The organism is Mucilaginibacter sp. P4_A11, from assembly GCF_056402535.1.
Map to the genome: position 1 here is coordinate 1 of NZ_JBFUHE010000027.1, position 15,332 is coordinate 15,332.

General features: G+C 42.0%; 14 protein-coding genes. 7 read left to right on the top strand and 7 right to left on the bottom strand.

From position 1 onward, the window contains the following. Positions 1-691: 691 nt before the first annotated feature. Positions 692-2,098 carry a methyltransferase RsmF C-terminal domain-like protein gene (locus AC1DUD_RS30200; protein ID WP_477381520.1) on the top strand — a complete coding sequence of 469 codons (1,407 nt, stop codon included), beginning with the start codon at positions 692-694 and terminating at the stop codon, positions 2,096-2,098. Between the two features lie 116 nt (positions 2,099-2,214). Here the strand turns inward: AC1DUD_RS30200 and AC1DUD_RS30205 are convergent, their stop codons facing one another. Next, positions 2,215-2,898, bottom strand: coding sequence for a porin family protein (locus AC1DUD_RS30205; RefSeq protein ID WP_477381522.1), 684 nt, complete (start codon positions 2,896-2,898; stop codon positions 2,215-2,217). A 198-nt stretch (positions 2,899-3,096) separates the two neighbouring features. On the opposite strand from AC1DUD_RS30205, the gene AC1DUD_RS30210 reads away from it, so the two are divergent. Next, positions 3,097-4,809, top strand: a complete 1,713-nt coding sequence (locus AC1DUD_RS30210; protein ID WP_477381524.1) for a glycoside hydrolase family 3 protein — start codon at positions 3,097-3,099, stop codon at positions 4,807-4,809. 83 nt (positions 4,810-4,892) lie between these two features. Here AC1DUD_RS30210 and AC1DUD_RS30215 read toward each other — a convergent pair whose 3' ends face one another. Next, entirely contained in the window at positions 4,893-5,459 is a 567-nt protein-coding gene (locus AC1DUD_RS30215) for a hypothetical protein (protein ID WP_477381526.1), read from the bottom strand. Positions 5,460-5,543: 84 nt separating this feature from the next. On the opposite strand from AC1DUD_RS30215, the gene AC1DUD_RS30220 reads away from it, so the two are divergent. From AC1DUD_RS30220 to AC1DUD_RS30235, 4 genes are all read left to right on the top strand, one after another. Then, entirely contained in the window at positions 5,544-8,714 is a 3,171-nt protein-coding gene (locus AC1DUD_RS30220) for an ATP-dependent helicase (RefSeq protein WP_477381528.1), read from the top strand. Between the two features lie 101 nt (positions 8,715-8,815). Then, positions 8,816-9,358, top strand: coding sequence for a transposase (locus AC1DUD_RS30225; protein ID WP_477381530.1), 543 nt, complete (start codon positions 8,816-8,818; stop codon positions 9,356-9,358). A 112-nt stretch (positions 9,359-9,470) separates the two neighbouring features. Further along, positions 9,471-10,817 (top strand): M28 family peptidase, encoded by a 1,347-nt coding sequence (locus AC1DUD_RS30230; RefSeq protein ID WP_477381532.1) that lies wholly within the window; start codon positions 9,471-9,473, stop codon positions 10,815-10,817. A gap of 167 nt (positions 10,818-10,984) precedes the next feature. Next, positions 10,985-11,533 carry a hypothetical protein gene (locus tag AC1DUD_RS30235; protein ID WP_477381534.1) on the top strand — a complete coding sequence of 183 codons (549 nt, stop codon included), beginning with the start codon at positions 10,985-10,987 and terminating at the stop codon, positions 11,531-11,533. Here AC1DUD_RS30235 and AC1DUD_RS30240 read toward each other — a convergent pair. From AC1DUD_RS30240 to AC1DUD_RS30260, 5 genes are all read right to left on the bottom strand, one after another. Next, complete coding sequence (locus tag AC1DUD_RS30240; RefSeq protein WP_477381536.1) at positions 11,530-11,742, bottom strand: PLD nuclease N-terminal domain-containing protein; 213 nt, start codon at positions 11,740-11,742, stop codon at positions 11,530-11,532. The genes AC1DUD_RS30235 and AC1DUD_RS30240 overlap by 4 nt on opposite strands. 23 nt (positions 11,743-11,765) lie before the next feature. After that, a complete protein-coding gene (locus AC1DUD_RS30245) occupies positions 11,766-12,008 on the bottom strand; it encodes a PLDc N-terminal domain-containing protein (protein ID WP_477381538.1) in 243 nt (80 codons plus the stop codon). 102 nt (positions 12,009-12,110) lie between these two features. Beyond that, a complete protein-coding gene (locus AC1DUD_RS30250; RefSeq protein ID WP_477381540.1) occupies positions 12,111-12,911 on the bottom strand; it encodes an ABC transporter permease in 801 nt (266 codons plus the stop codon). Between the two features lie 3 nt (positions 12,912-12,914). Further along, positions 12,915-13,814: an ABC transporter ATP-binding protein gene (locus AC1DUD_RS30255; RefSeq protein WP_477381542.1), complete on the bottom strand. Its 900-nt coding sequence runs from the start codon at positions 13,812-13,814 to the stop codon at positions 12,915-12,917. Beyond that, positions 13,808-14,020 (bottom strand): hypothetical protein, encoded by a 213-nt coding sequence (locus tag AC1DUD_RS30260; RefSeq protein WP_477381544.1) that lies wholly within the window; start codon positions 14,018-14,020, stop codon positions 13,808-13,810. The genes AC1DUD_RS30255 and AC1DUD_RS30260 overlap by 7 nt, the downstream gene beginning before the upstream one ends. A gap of 238 nt (positions 14,021-14,258) precedes the next feature. Here AC1DUD_RS30260 and AC1DUD_RS30265 point away from each other — a divergent pair, with 238 nt between their 5' ends. Then, the gene (locus AC1DUD_RS30265) at positions 14,259-15,314 is read left to right on the top strand and encodes a sensor histidine kinase (protein ID WP_477381546.1); all 1,056 of its coding nucleotides are present in this window, start codon (positions 14,259-14,261) and stop codon (positions 15,312-15,314) included. Positions 15,315-15,332 lie beyond the last annotated feature (18 nt).

The following is a 15,332-nucleotide window of genomic DNA, read 5'->3' on the forward strand; positions in this document are numbered from 1 at the left end:
TTGCCTTTTGCCTTAGCTCCGTTCGATCTCCCGTTACGCTACATGATTTCCATTTCTTAAAAGAACTTGCTCGCTTCATCATCCGAATCAGCTATTATGTTTTTGCAATCGCTTGCTTAACTTGTCATTTTTATCAGCCTTGAGAATCGCTCTCCTCAGCCCTCGAACTACTCGCCTAACGCTTTCATTCTCTTTGTTTTAAACTCCTTTCGAAGTCCGTCCCGTTCGGGGCTGCAAAGGTAAAAACCTTTTTCTTATTTCCAAAACTTTTTTTCTTTTTTTATTCTAAGTTTTGAACCGCTTTCCCTCTCTCTTCTCTTTCTTTTGCGGGTCGCAAAGGTGTGAATTTTTTCTCAATCTTCAAAAAGTTTTTTAACTTTTTTTTCTCTCTCCTCATTCACTCTCAACCTTTAAGAACACAACCCGCTTCCTTATTTGCGGGCTGCAAAGGTGCAAATTTCATTTTGATTTAGCAAGTGAAAATTTCACTTTTTTAAATCTTTTTTCATTCGCTCTAAACCTTCAAAAAACAACGCCTTTTTTCTAAAGCGGTCACAAATGTACACAGAAAAGTCGCATCCAACCAAGATATATTTTCAAATAATGAAACCAATTTTGCAACTCGCTGTAAATTAGACTCAAACAAGCCATACGCTATTATTATAATTAAGTAAACACGGACATTTACCTTATGCGTATATTTGAAATGTATATGAACGAGCTTAATTTCCCACCGCATTTCATTGTATCATTAAGTGCAGAAAACGGTTTTGACGAAGAAAATTTTGTAAAAGCGCACCAGTTTGAGGATGCTCCAACCTCAGTAAGGGCTAATCCTTTTAAGCCGTTTGCCTTAAAAAGCACACAAAATGTACCATGGTGTGCCAATGGCTATTACCTGGCAAGCCGTCCGTCGTTCACTTTTGATCCGCTTTTTCATGCCGGTTGCTATTATGTACAGGAAGCATCGTCCATGTTTATTGATCATATTTTTAAAACGATCCATCAAAACAACGAGGATGAGATAAAAGTACTTGACCTTTGCGCAGCTCCCGGAGGCAAAAGCACCCTCCTAAATTCGGCCTTGCAGCCCACGGATCTGTTAGTATCGAACGAAATCATTAAAACCCGCGTACCTATATTAACAGATAATTTAAACCGGTGGGGCACGGCCAACACCATTGTTACCAATAATGACCCCAAAGATTTCGGGAGGTTGAAAAGCTTTTTCGATATCATACTGGTAGATGCGCCATGCTCAGGTTCGGGCATGTTTCGTAAAGACCTGGACGCGATGAACGAATGGTCGGAAGGGAATGTGAACCTTTGCCACCAGCGACAGGAACGCATACTGGCCGATGTTTATCCATCCTTAAAAGAAGATGGTTACCTTATATATAGTACCTGCTCCTACTCCCACCAGGAAAACGAAGACATCCTGGACTGGCTATGCAGTGAGTTTGAACTGGAAAGTATACGTATACCTATTAATAAGGACTGGGGTATTGTTGAAACGCAATCAGCCGAGAAAAAAGCCTGGGGATATCGCTTTTACCCCGGTAAAGTAAAAGGCGAAGGCTTATTTGCATCCTGCCTGCGTAAAAAAGAAAATAGCGGCGATCTGGCATCATTTAAAAACAACACCCAGCAAAAATTACCAGGCAAGGAACTTGACCAGGTACGGTCTTACATTAATAACCCCGACGATTTTTATTACTTTAAGGTAAATGAAGACTGGATGGCCATTAACCGCGCGCACAAGGAAAGCCTTAATATATTGCAAAGGCAGCTTTATATTAAAAAATCGGGGGTAATTATTGGAAAACTTGCCGGGAAGGACTTGATCCCCGATCATGAACTGGCCCTAAGCCTTATTATTAATAAGGATGCAGTTTTACAAACGCCCCTTAATAAGGAACAGGCTATCCAATATCTGCGCCGGGATAATATTGATTTAACAACAACCGATAAAGGCTGGACATTGATGACCTTTGAAGGACACCCGATTGGCTGGGCCAAGCTTTTGCCTAACCGTATCAATAATTACTACCCTAAAGAAATAAGGATCCTATCTGCACACCCACCGAGGGAATGGTAACTTAGCATACGAATACGGCGTTGAAGTTTAATCTTATACAAAGGCGCTAAGCCGCAAAGAGAAGATATTTCTAAACTTTGCGACTTAGCGCCTTTGTGTGAAAAACAGTTATATAACTATTGAAATTTAAACCCTAAACCAACCTGCCAAACCTGGTTACGATAATTAGGCAAATCCTGATCGGCATAAGGACGATTTTCGCCCAGGTCGAAATTGTAACGACCGCGAATCTCTACATTGCGGTTAATATCAAAGCTTACACCCACTACACCAGCTACATAGCTATGATCGGCATCATTGTCGATATGATCGATACTGGTGCCTAAGTTGCTTTCGTAGGTATTTTTAGTGGATGTTAAAAAGGTAAGCTGCGGACCAACCAATAGGTTAAAGCCCCTTACCACCCTAAACTTAGCAAGTAATGGCACATCGATATAATTGGTGCGCTGTGTAAATTTCCCGTCCCTGTCATTCACCTCATACCCTTTTTGCGAAAACAATACTTCGGGGGCAAATGAGAGTGGGTAAATAATAGGCAAATCGAACGTTAAACCTGCATGCCAGCCTGCAATTGAACTCGAACTGTAATTGCTGTTATAAGAATCAACCGTATTTGCAACGTTTAAACCTACAGCCACGCCAACTTTTGGGGTGTAAAAATCATCATAACGGCGTTGTGGCTGGGACCTTTCAACAACCCGGTGGGGCGGGCGGCGGTGACGCGGACCATAATAATATCCCTGCGCGCTAACTGTACCAACGGTAAAGAGGCATATCGCCAAAAAAAGTAATTTTTTCATCGTCTTTCTCTGTTTTAAATAAGTGGCAGGAAAAGCCTTTGGCCAATTAAATTACTGGTTGCCGCGGGCTTTTCCCTGTATGTATATTAATAACGTGATAGATTAATAAAAAACGCAAAGGTTTATTAGCGGTTTGATTTTTGTAATAGTTGTAACATCATTTTCATCAAAAATTCAGAATAACGCTACATTTGACCTATGCAAGCTTCTAAAACCCGCATTTTTTATCCCCTGATTATCATCTTCACATTTTTTACTGCCGATGCCTTTGCTCAAAAAGAGAGCTATATCCAGTTATTGGGCAAGCAAAACCGCTGGGTTGACTCGGTATATAACAAAATGAGCCGCAAGCAGCGGGTAGCACAATTGCTGTTTGTAAGGGCGCATACCAATAAAGGGAAAGCCTATGAAGATTCGGTTGGGCAGGTAATTAAAGAGCAGCAGTTGGGTGGTGTGGTATTTTTTCAGGGCGGACCGGTACGCCAGGCCAACCTTATTAACAAATACCAGAAACTGGCCAAAGTACCATTAATTATAACCATGGATGGCGAATGGGGATTGGGCATGCGCCTCGACTCTACCATATCGTACCCATATCAAATGACGCTTGGCGCTATACAGGATAATACCCTGATCTACAAAATGGGCCAGCAGGTAGCTTATGATTTTAAGCGACTGGGTATGCAGATGAACCTTGGGCCGGATATGGATGTAAACAACAACCCTAATAACCCGGTGATCAACTACCGCTCCTTTGGCGATAACATGTATAACGTTGCCAAAAAAGGCATAGCTTATTTTAAGGGGATGCAGGATGCAGGTCTGCTTACTTCGGCCAAGCATTTTCCGGGGCACGGCGATACTAATGTCGATTCGCATTTTGATTTGCCGTTGCTGCCTTATAGCCGTACACGGTTAGATTCATTGGAGATGTACCCTTTTCGCGAAGCTATCAACGCCGGGATCAGCGGCGTAATGATCGCGCACATGGGTATCCCATCGTTAGATAACACGCCTAAACTCCCCTCTACCCTTTCGCGCCCTATCATAACCGGAATTTTAAAAGATTCGCTGAAGTTTAAAGGTTTGGTAATATCAGATGCGATGGAAATGAAAGGAGTAACCAAATATTTCCCTAACGGAGAGGCTGATGTGAGGGCATTTATTGCAGGCAACGATATCATTGAATTATCTGAAAACTCCGACCGGGCCATTGGCCTGATCCGTAAGGCCGTGCGACACGGCAGTGTAAATGCTGCCGAATTTGAAGCACGGATCAAAAAGATCTTAGTTGCCAAATACTGGGTAGGGCTTAATCAATATAAACCTACATCACCGGTTAACTTAAGCCAGGATATTAACAGCGATGCGGCCAAAACACTGGTACAGCAACTAAGCGATGCGGCGGTAACACAGTTAAAAAACAATGGACCAAAGCTTAATCCTTTTTTAAAAACGGCCGTCGTGAGCATAGGCGTAAGCTCACCAACGCTTTTCCAGATGGAGGTTGTAAAAAACTTCCCGAACAGCCGCATATTTATAGTTAATAAAGATGCACCGGCCATTGAAGTTACCAATATCCTGAACTGGCTTAAACAATACCAGCAAATTATTGTGGGCATACATGATACCCGCCTGCGCCCGCAAAGCAAACTTGATTACAGCAATGACGTAAAACTAATGATTGCCGATCTGGCTTCGCGTAAAAATACAGCGTTCAGCGTGTTCGCTAATGCTTATACCATAGCAGGATTGCCGGGCCTTGAAAAAGCAGGCAGCCTAATTGTTTGTTACCAGATGTCGCCCGAGTTACAACAGTCGGCCGCGAAAGTGCTTAGCGGTAGGTTAAAGCCTACCGGTAAGTTGCCGGTAAGTGTGAATGCGTTTTTCCCTACGGGGACGGGATTGTAGTTGAGATTAGAGACTGGAGCTTAGAGATTGGGTTTATCGGTTATTTCCAAAGCAGGGGTATAACATTTAACAGGCCATAACTGTTATTTAAACTGGCTTTCTGTTAATACCCATTTACTCTTCATAACGTTAAGCAGGTATTGTGCCTCTGGCTCATAAAGATCTTCTCCAAAGCAGAAGTTTCGCATGCCGTAGTCAAATGCAATAGTTCCCCTTTCTTTATTTCTATAATAAAATATGAACCAGTGTTTCCGGTCGGATTCTGAATCCACTTCCCTGATCCTAAACTCCCTGCACTCGTTAAGGTCATAAACTTTTTCACGGGTAAACAGATCGTTTTTCCGGCTGATACCGAAAGTGCCCATACCAATTTCAATTATCTCTTTACCCCAAAATAGCCAGATAATCGTTTTCACAGTCATAATTCCGCCAAGAGCCCAGCCGCTTATCCAAAAGATCATAAAACCACGACCAAAATCGCTTGAGGGATGCAAAAGTTCATCAATAGCAGACAATCCGATATATCCCCATACAGCCAGCGAAAAACATATATATACTAAAAAGAGATAATTACGTTTTGCCGGAATAGTAATTTTGAGATAGTCGAAATTATCCTCAACTATTACCCTGCCTTGATAAGGTTTTTCCATGATCTGATAATACGGGCGTAAATATCATATTTATTATCCTGTTTGTAAATGCAGTATCAACCTTTTTTATCTTTACTAAATATTATGCAACCTACATTCAATAAATATAACAATAAGTTTAAAGAGGCATTGGCCGGTTTAAACCTCGAGCAACTGGCAGCAGTTAATAAAATGGACGGCCCTGTGCTTGTGGTAGCAGGCCCCGGTACGGGCAAAACCCAGATCCTGGCTGCACGGATAGGCAAAATCCTTACTGATACTGATGCCCTGCCAAGCGAAATTCTGTGCCTTACTTATACCGATGCCGGTGCGGTAGCCATGCGCAAACGCCTTTTTGAATTTATAGGCCCGGATGCTTACCGGATCAATATATACACGTTCCATGCTTTTTGTAATGAGATCATCCAGGAAAACCTGGAGTATTTTGGCAAGCTTAACCTCGAATCATTATCTGACCTGGAATCAGCCATGCTTTTCCGTGAGCTGGTTGATGAGTTCCCGAACGATCACCTGCTGAAGCGTTTTACAGGTGATATCTATTATGATGTACCCCGCCTCAAAAGCCTGTTCAGCACCATGAAACGGGAGAATTGGAATGCCACTATGATTGAACAGGCAGTAACTGAATACCTGGAAGACCTGCCCAACCGTGAGGAGTTTATTTATAAACGGGCCAATGCCAAAGCGGGCATCAAAGTTGGCGATCCTAAGCAAAAAGACATCGACGCTGCGCATGAGGTGATGAAAAAACTATTGGCTGCCGTTAATGAGTTTGAAAACTACAAACTTAAAATGGACGCCAAAAAACGCTATGATTATGACGACATGATCATTTGGGTGCTTCGTGCTTTCCGGGATAATGAAGAAATACTTCGTAAATACCAGGAACGCTTTCAATATATTTTGGTTGATGAATTCCAGGATACCAGCGGATCACAAAATGAGCTGCTGCGCTTTTTACTTAATTACTGGGATACGCCAAACGTTTTTGTGGTGGGCGATGATGATCAGTCAATATTTAAATTTCAGGGTGCCAACATGAAAAACATCCTTGATTTTGCCAACGATTATGTTGATACATTATATACTGTAGTACTAAAGCATAACTATCGTTCCAACCAACAGATCCTTGATATTTCAAAGGCGCTCATCGATAATAATTTTGAGCGATTAACCAGTCAGCTTAATTTAGATAAAGCTTTAAAATCTTCGCACCCGCGTTTTAACAATTTACTGGTTGAGCCGGTGATCCGTGAATACGAAAACCCGGATAAGGAACTGGTTGATGTATCCCTGCAAATAAAACAACTGGTGGCCGATGGTGTACCTCCGGGCGAGATAGCCGTAATTTACCGCAACCACAGCCAGGTTGAAGAAATGATCAAATTCCTGGATGTGCAAAAGATCCAGGTGAACACCAAACGCAAAATTGATGTACTCACGCAGCCCTTCGGAGAAAAGATCATCAATATCTTGCAATACCTTGCCATGGAACTTGATTCGCCATACAGCGGCGATGAATTGTTATTTGAGATCATGCACTATGATTTCTTTAACATCCCCCCTATCGAAATTGCCAAAGCAAGTGTGGCTGTATTTAAAGAAAACTTTGGCACCCTGGCTTATAATCAACCTAAAACCTCTATCCGTCGTTACGTAAGCGAAATGAGGCCGCCTAAGCAGGCAGACCTTTTCCATCCTGGTCAACAACAGGAGATGCGGTACCTTGTAAGCAATATTGATTACCTGCTTAAAGAGGCTGTAAGTGTTACGCTGCAGCAGCTTTTCCAAAGCGTTATCGCTAAAATGGGGATCCTGAAATATATTATGCAGCAGCAGGATAAAGGCAGCTACATGCAAATGCTCACAAGCTTTTTTGATTTCCTGAAAGATGAAAGCCGCAAAAAGCCCGACATCAGCCTGGATGACCTGATCTCGACCATTGAGATGATGAAGAAACACGTGATCAGGCTGGAGCTTAACCAAACTATTTTTTCAGAGAATGGCATTAACTTCCTTACCGCGCACGGATCCAAAGGCCTTGAATTTGAATATGTGTTTTTTATAGGTTGTGATAAACGCACCTGGGACAGCAAAGGCCGTAACAGCGGCTTCAGTTATCCTGATACATTAACAAGGGCATCATCCGACGAGATCGCTCAAAAGGAGGAAGCGCGCCGCCTGTTTTATGTGGCCGTTACCCGGGCCAAGCAGCACCTCATGATCTCGTACGCTGCTAAAGATAAAAAAGACAAAGACCAGGAAGCAAGCCAATTTATAGGCGAGATACTGGCCAGTACCAATATGCAGGTGCAATACCCTAAAGTGGACGCTATGGATATGATCGATTTCCAGGCAACACAATTCAGCGAAACTGATAAGCCCAAAGTTGAGCTGCTGGATAAAAACTACATTAACCAGCTGCTGCAAAACTATACACTGTCGGTAACCCACCTGAGCAGTTATTTGGATTGCCCGCTGCGTTTTTATTTTCAGTGTTTGATCCGGGTACCATCGGGTAAAAGTCCGGCCGCTACATTTGGGCAGGCTGTGCATTGGGCGCTCAATAAAACATACAGGCAGCTTAAAGATAATGACAATGAGTTTTTAAGCACAGAAAACTTCATGCGTGAATTTAAATGGTATATGGCCCGCAACCGCGATTCGTTCACTAAGGATGAGTTTAAGCTGCGTTCGGCCTATGGCGAAAAGATCCTGCCACCATATTATGAGCAGAATGTGCCGCATTGGAACAAAATAGCCGTAACCGAGCGATCCATCAAAAACATTGAAGTAGTAGGCGTACCTATTAAAGGTAACCTTGATAAGATAGAATTTGACGGCAAGCAGGCCACAGTTGTGGATTATAAAACCGGTAAACTAAAAAATGCAAAAGAAAAATTATTGCGCCCAACTAACGATGCACCAAACGGCGGTGATTACTGGCGACAGGCAGTATTTTATAAAATATTAATAGACCATGACCGCACTACCGACTGGCAGGTGATCAGCACTGTTTTTGATTTCGTTGAACCTGTAAGCGACGGAGAATATCACCGCGAAAAGTTTGTGATAACGCCTGAAGATGTAGAAACGGTTACCGAACAGATCGCGGATACATACACCCAGATCATGGCCCACAATTTCAGTACAGGCTGCGGCAAAAAAGAATGCGACTGGTGCCATTTTGTAAAAAGCAATTTTAAACAGGCCGATGAGATTTTGGGGATTGTTGCGGAGGAAGAGGAAGAATAAAGGATGCTGATGTAGAGACGCATCACATGCGTCTCCCACAGGACAAGCAATCGAAAATGAATAGTTCAATAGACGCATGTGATGGGTCTTTACATTCAAAAATGGAAGATAAGTTTCAAAATAAATATCGAGTCTCCTCGCCCCGTTTGCAGGGATGGGATTATGGTTCGCATGCATTGTATTTTGTAACAATTTGCGTCAAAGATCGATTGCCTGCCTTTGGTGAGATCTGGCAAAACGAGGCCAATGAAACTACTCTTTTAAAGCTCACTATGCTGGGAAATGCTGCCCATAGTAACTGGTTAAAAACACCTCATTTCCCCCCTTACGTTGAATTGGATGAATTTGTAATAATGCCCGACCATTTGCATGGTATTCTTTTTTTCAATAAACCCGATAAAATTGCATGGGAGCCTAACAAACCAGGAGGGCAACGTAATAATCTTGCGTCAGTAATACGCGGTTATAAAGGATCTATTAAACAGTACGCTCAACAAAATAATATAGATTTTAATTGGCAGCCAAGGTTTTATGACAGGGTCATCCGAAACGAAAAAGAATACGCAAATATCAAAGAGTACATTTCAAAAAATCCACGAAATTGGATTTTGAATAAAGATGGATTTGAAAATTTATATTTATAACCGGTTAACGTAGGGACGCATCACATGCGTCTCCCGCAGGACAAGCTACCGAAAATGCATAGTTCAATAGACGCATGTGATGCGTCTCTACATAAAACATCATCATCATTTTATGAAACACCTCATCCCCTTCATCCTCCTCATCCTGACCCTCCCGGCCGCAGCCCAAACCATCGTAAAACAGGATGCGGGTATTAAACAAATGGTTGATGAAGTATCGTCGAAAAATATTGAGACTACTATCCGCAAGCTGGTAAGCTTTAAAAGCAGGCATACACTGAGCGATACCATCAGTAAAACCACGGGCAGCGGGGCGGCACGAAACTGGATCAAGGCCGAAATGGACAAATATGCAATTGAATCAAATGGGAGAATGACCGTTCAGTTTGATACTTTCACTCAGCCTAAAAGTCAGCGTGTTGATAAACCTATCAAATTAAAAAATGTGCTGGCTATATTAAAAGGCACGGATCCGAATGATACCCGGGTGTACCTGGTTTCGGGGCATTACGACTCGCGCATTAATGATGTGATGGACGCTAACGGCGTTGAGCCGGGAGCGAATGATGATGCTTCGGGTACCGCGCTCTCCATGGAGTTGGCCAGGGTGATGGCTAAACGGTCGTTCCCGGCTACTATTATTTTCATGACAGTTGTTGGAGAAGAACAAGGTTTATATGGATCGGGCAACGTAGCCAAACGGGCCAAAGCCGAAAACTGGAATGTGGATGCCATGCTGAACAATGATATTGTGGGCAACACCTACGGCATGGAAACCGACCTGAAAGATAACCGCAGCGTGCGCGTTTTCAGTGATGGTGTACCTACTGCCGCTACTGATAAACAAGTGGCTGCTTTAAAATCATTAGGTGGTGAAAATGATAGTCCGTCGAGGCAATTGGCGCGGTACACCAAAGAAATTGGGGAGCGCTATGTTGATCAATTGGATGTGAAACTTATTTACCGGCGCGACCGCTACCTGCGTGGCGGCGATCATCTGCCATTTTTAGAGCAGGGCTTTACGGCCGTAAGGTTTACCGAAATGAATGAAAACTTTAATCGCCAACACCAAAACATTCGCACCGAAAACGGCATTGAATATGGAGACCTGCCCGATTTTGTGGATTTTAATTACGTGCAAAAAGTAGCCCGCATGAACCTTTCGGTATTGGCCAACCTTGCTTCGGCCCCTGCGGAGCCGCAAAACGCAGGTATTATCACCAGCGACCTGACCAATAAAACTAAACTGAAATGGGAAACTCCAGCTACGGGTAAAAAACCAGCCGGTTATTATGTACTGATGCGTGAAACTATCAGCCCTTATTGGGAAAAGAAATTTTATGTTACCGATACTGCGGCCACGCTTCATTATTCAAAGGATAATTATTTTTTTGCAGTACAGTCGGTTGATGCGGAGGGGCATGAAAGTTTGCCGGTGTTTCCGAAACCGGTGAGGTAATCTGTGAGAGATTGGAGGTTAGTGATTGGAGATTAGTTTTATACTTGCGTTTGCTTGTAACGAGCGCTTAAAATGGGTTGGCGATTGTATCGCCTGATTTACCCTAAAACAAAATCAACACAACAACTCATTAGAATGAGCAAATACACCTAAAACTTATTTAACCAATGCCAAACATTTCGGCACTTACTGATACTATTTTTACGGGTTTAAGGATTTTTATTCCTGTGCTTATCTTATTGAAATTTACAAAGCTTTTTGGCAACAGGATAAATATCAGGATCCTTGTCACAGCAACAAACTGGCTTTTACTTTTTGCCGCAACAGTTTCCCTGATACTCTTTGCTTCAGAAATATTTGTAGCATACTATTCACAAAACGAATATGAACAGTTTGCGGTAAGCAACCGGATTTTTGGCCCGTACTGGTTTACATTTGCTATCCAGGCATTTATTTATATTCTGCTTCCGCAAATGATGTGGTTTAAAAAAGGGAGGGCATCAATCACCTCAACAATAGTTTGGAGCTTGTTTGCGTACGATTTAACAGCTTTTGTATTTTACGCAGAGCATTCGGGCTATATAACATACTTTAGCCCTTCAACAACTTTGTCAAGCTATCTTAAATCACTCATAATCTTTATGGCGTTGCTGGCAATAGTTTATTTTATGCTTTTAAAACGGAAACGGCACCTTGTATCAAAACAGCAAGCTTAATTTACCTTGCCATTTCGCCCAATTGCCAAATACAGTACAGATCCTAAACAAGGCATCAGTATCACAACAATTGCCCAGATTATTTTATTGGATGGATCTTTAAAGGTTGAGCGGATGATGTCGATGAGGCAATAAATAACTAAAACCGGGTATAGCAGTACCAGCACCATTTCGGGCACGCCAATGTTCAGGAAAAGCAGTTTATTCATGATAAAGGTTTATGTAATAGTTATTAAACGTGAAGCCTTACCTGATCAATTTTGATGGCCGATCCCTTAAGCAGATATATCAATGATCCCAATACAGGAAGTATCACCACTATAAGTATCCAGCCAAACTTTACGCCAGTCCCCTTGAAGCGTGATCTCATTATATTGACAAGACAAACTGCCGTCAAGATGATATTGATCAGGGAAAATGAAGTCCAGAATGTTAAAAGATGATCGGGGCTAATGCTCGCGCAGAAGTTATTCATGATAAAGGTTTTAACTAAAGATATAAAATATCCAACAAGATCTGAATTTATATTTGTTTCAGGCCGTAGCCCGCTAACCGCCAGTCACTAATCTCCGGCAACCTACTTCACACTCTTTCGCTGCACAATAAAGTATCCGCTTATAAATACTACTACGGCAATAACAAGGCTCACAGATATATCTTTGGTAAAAATATCTATCTGCAACCTATTAGAGGGATCACCGTGATTATTTTTTAACATACTGCTGATAGCCTCCATGGGATGAGCATATGGAAACAGGTAACTATACTCCCAGCCTTTTGAGGCTGCCACCACACCTGCTATAGTGCATATAAAACCAATCCCCATCGGCTTCAAAAAATCGGCCCAAAGTAAGCTGAGCAAAAACTGGATAGAGAGGATGCCTAATGACGATAAAAACAGCTTGAAATAGATCTGCGCCAGTTCACTTTCCATGTGGAAGTTATCAAATCGCAGTTCGGGCTTAACTATACTCAGCAAATTGCCGAAGCCTATAGTGAACAGGACAAACAGGCTTAAACATAAAAACACAAGGAATACCGCATAAAAATATTTAGCTGCATAAACCGACCAGCGCGGAATAGGCAGGTTAAACAGCGTTTTCCAGGTATCGGCCCGGTGCTCAATACTATTTACCGAGTAGGCTATAAAAATGATATACATCGGCAATATCAGCGACCCCATAATACCCAGAATAGCACCGGCAAATTGCAGCCAAAGTACCATCGGCGGTAATGAAACCAATCGTTCACTTTTTACATAAAAGCCGGTGAATAGTAAAACACCGATCAGCAGTGGCAATATAATGGAAGCCCAAAAGCCAAGCGTTTTACGGCTTTTGTAAAACTCCGAACGGAATGACAGTATAAATCCTTTCATGGCTTAGGCGCTTTGGGTGATATCTAAAAATAGTTTTTCGAGGTCTTTTTGTTGCTTGCTGATGCTATAAACTGTTTGCCCGTTTTTATTAAGCATGGCATTGATCTCGCCCATTTGTTGTTTGGAGGTATAGGGCACCAGTAAATGATCGTCGGTTACATCGGTAACGTTAACATGGTTACGGGTTAACAGGTTGGCGGCATCAACAGTATTTTCGGCTTCAACGCGCACAAGCGGTTTGCTGATAGTCTGCAGATCGGCAATACTACCCTGAAAAAGCATAGCGCCGTTGTTAATGATGCCTACATGCGTCGCCATCCGTTCAATTTCGCCCAGCAGGTGGCTTGATATAAAAACAGTTTTACCATGTTTGGAAACCAGTTTTTTCAACAACTCGCGCACTTCTATAATGCCGTTTGGGTCGAGCCCGTTGGTAGGTTCATCTAAAATTAAAAGTTTAGGATCGGCAAGCAATGCCAGCGCGATGCCAAGGCGTTGTTTCATCCCTAATGAATATTGCCCGGCTTTTTTATTGGCAGCATTGGTTAACTGTACCAGGTCAAGCATATCTTCAACGCGCCGAGCAGGCACCTGTAATAATAAGGCTCTGTTCAGTAAATTTTCCCTGCCGGTTAAATGCTGATATAAAGCAGGCTGCTCAATAAGCGAACCTATTTGTGAAAGTATGCTGATGCGGTTTGTTTTGATATCCTGCTCAAAAATGTTGATGTTGCCTGCATCGGGTTTAAGCAGGTTAAGCAGGAGTTTGATGGTAGTGGTTTTCCCGGCACCGTTGGGACCGAGAAAACCATATATACTTCCTTCCGGAACTTGCAGCGCCAGTGATTTAACTACCTGCTGCTTACCAAAGGTGAAGGAAAGGCCTTCGGTACTGATTACCATATATTATTATTTTTTGCAATTGAGCAAACGGTTTTAACCATTACAAAACCTTTATGGAACAATGAGGTAGCATGTACTGCTGTGCGGCCAATTATTGCTGTTTCCTTTTTTTGCTCGAACTGGTAAGTCACGCCCAGGGTAAGGGCAAACATTACCGGGATCAATAACATGATAAAAGGATTTGAATTTTTGATAAGCGTTTTCATTGTGAGTGATTTTATACAACAAAGGAATATCAAAAAAACAACCTGCTAAAATCATTTAGACCAACACACTTTGTTTATAGATGAACGGTTTTCTACACCTTTTAACCGGTTCATCGATAATAAAAGCCAGTTCATCGAACAAAAGGGCAGCTATATATAAATAATAGGCCGATATCATTATCAAAATATTAAATTAGGTGCCACACCCTTAAATAAAAAGGGAATTTAAAAACAGCGAATGGAGGCCTCATTACCATTACCAAAACCCAGAACCGGCATTAAAACAGCCTGGATAATTTTTTGGCACCTGTTTTTTTGGACGGGCATTATATCTTTTTTTGTTTTTTTGGCAAGGCTAAACGATGCACAGCTCAGTACCAAAGAGCTACTGGTGATCTTTTTGCTTTATCCTACAATTAACATCAGTCTGTTTTATCTTAACTACCTGGTTTACATACCTAATTTTTTGAATAAAAAACGCTATTGGGAATATGCTACGGTTGTATTGGTAAGCATAATAGTGTATGGCATAGGCAAATACGGAGTGGGGCTTATATTCAAGGAGATTGTACTGGTTCATCAAAAAGGCCATGTAACCAGTTTCACCACTTATTTTTATAGCAGCATTTTTACCAGCCTGATATTTGTATTCCTGAGTACGGCGTTAAAATTCAGTACCGACTGGTTCCTGAACGAACGGATCCAGCGCGATCTGGAAAACCAGCGCCTCATCGCCGAGCTGGCTTTTTTAAAATCGCAGATCAACCCGCATTTTTTGTTTAACTCGTTAAACAGCATTTATTCCCTTGCCTATCAGCGTTCTGAAACTACGCCTGAGGCTATTTTAAAGCTTTCGGAAATTATGCGGTATATGCTGTATGAGTGTAATGATAACAAAGTCGATCTGGATAAAGAACTTCAGTACCTGCAAAACTATATCGACCTGCAAAAGATCCGTTTCGGCAGCAAAGCTTTTATTGATTTTAAAGTAGATGGCAACATTACCGATCAAAAAATAGAGCCATTACTGCTGATAGCTTTTATTGAAAACGCTTTTAAGCATGGCGTTGCCAATGATATCAACTCGCCTATTAAGTTACTTATTAACGTAGCGGGTGGTAAACTGCATTTCTACATTCAAAACAAAAAACATAACAATAACCGGGATGCAGTTGGTGGCATTGGGTTAATCAACGTACAGCGACGGCTGGACCTCCTCTACCCGAATAGGTATTCCTTAAAAATTAGGGACGAAGAATATACCTATACCTGCGAATTATCAATAGATTTATAGTTATAACCCATTATAACC

What these genes read in the sequence shown, in the direction of transcription:
- AC1DUD_RS30200 (WP_477381520.1), top strand. Translation starts at nt 692, where the DNA reads ATGCGTATATTTGAAATGTATATGAACGAGCTTAATTTCCCACCGCAT.
- AC1DUD_RS30205 (WP_477381522.1), bottom strand. Translation starts at nt 2,898, where the DNA reads ATGAAAAAATTACTTTTTTTGGCGATATGCCTCTTTACCGTTGGTACA.
- AC1DUD_RS30210 (WP_477381524.1), top strand. Translation starts at nt 3,097, where the DNA reads ATGCAAGCTTCTAAAACCCGCATTTTTTATCCCCTGATTATCATCTTC.
- AC1DUD_RS30215 (WP_477381526.1), bottom strand. Translation starts at nt 5,459, where the DNA reads ATGGAAAAACCTTATCAAGGCAGGGTAATAGTTGAGGATAATTTCGAC.
- AC1DUD_RS30220 (WP_477381528.1), top strand. Translation starts at nt 5,544, where the DNA reads ATGCAACCTACATTCAATAAATATAACAATAAGTTTAAAGAGGCATTG.
- AC1DUD_RS30225 (WP_477381530.1), top strand. Translation starts at nt 8,816, where the DNA reads ATGGAAGATAAGTTTCAAAATAAATATCGAGTCTCCTCGCCCCGTTTG.
- AC1DUD_RS30230 (WP_477381532.1), top strand. Translation starts at nt 9,471, where the DNA reads ATGAAACACCTCATCCCCTTCATCCTCCTCATCCTGACCCTCCCGGCC.
- AC1DUD_RS30235 (WP_477381534.1), top strand. Translation starts at nt 10,985, where the DNA reads ATGCCAAACATTTCGGCACTTACTGATACTATTTTTACGGGTTTAAGG.
- AC1DUD_RS30240 (WP_477381536.1), bottom strand. Translation starts at nt 11,742, where the DNA reads ATGAATAAACTGCTTTTCCTGAACATTGGCGTGCCCGAAATGGTGCTG.
- AC1DUD_RS30245 (WP_477381538.1), bottom strand. Translation starts at nt 12,008, where the DNA reads ATGAATAACTTCTGCGCGAGCATTAGCCCCGATCATCTTTTAACATTC.
- AC1DUD_RS30250 (WP_477381540.1), bottom strand. Translation starts at nt 12,911, where the DNA reads ATGAAAGGATTTATACTGTCATTCCGTTCGGAGTTTTACAAAAGCCGT.
- AC1DUD_RS30255 (WP_477381542.1), bottom strand. Translation starts at nt 13,814, where the DNA reads ATGGTAATCAGTACCGAAGGCCTTTCCTTCACCTTTGGTAAGCAGCAG.
- AC1DUD_RS30260 (WP_477381544.1), bottom strand. Translation starts at nt 14,020, where the DNA reads ATGAAAACGCTTATCAAAAATTCAAATCCTTTTATCATGTTATTGATC.
- AC1DUD_RS30265 (WP_477381546.1), top strand. Translation starts at nt 14,259, where the DNA reads ATGGAGGCCTCATTACCATTACCAAAACCCAGAACCGGCATTAAAACA.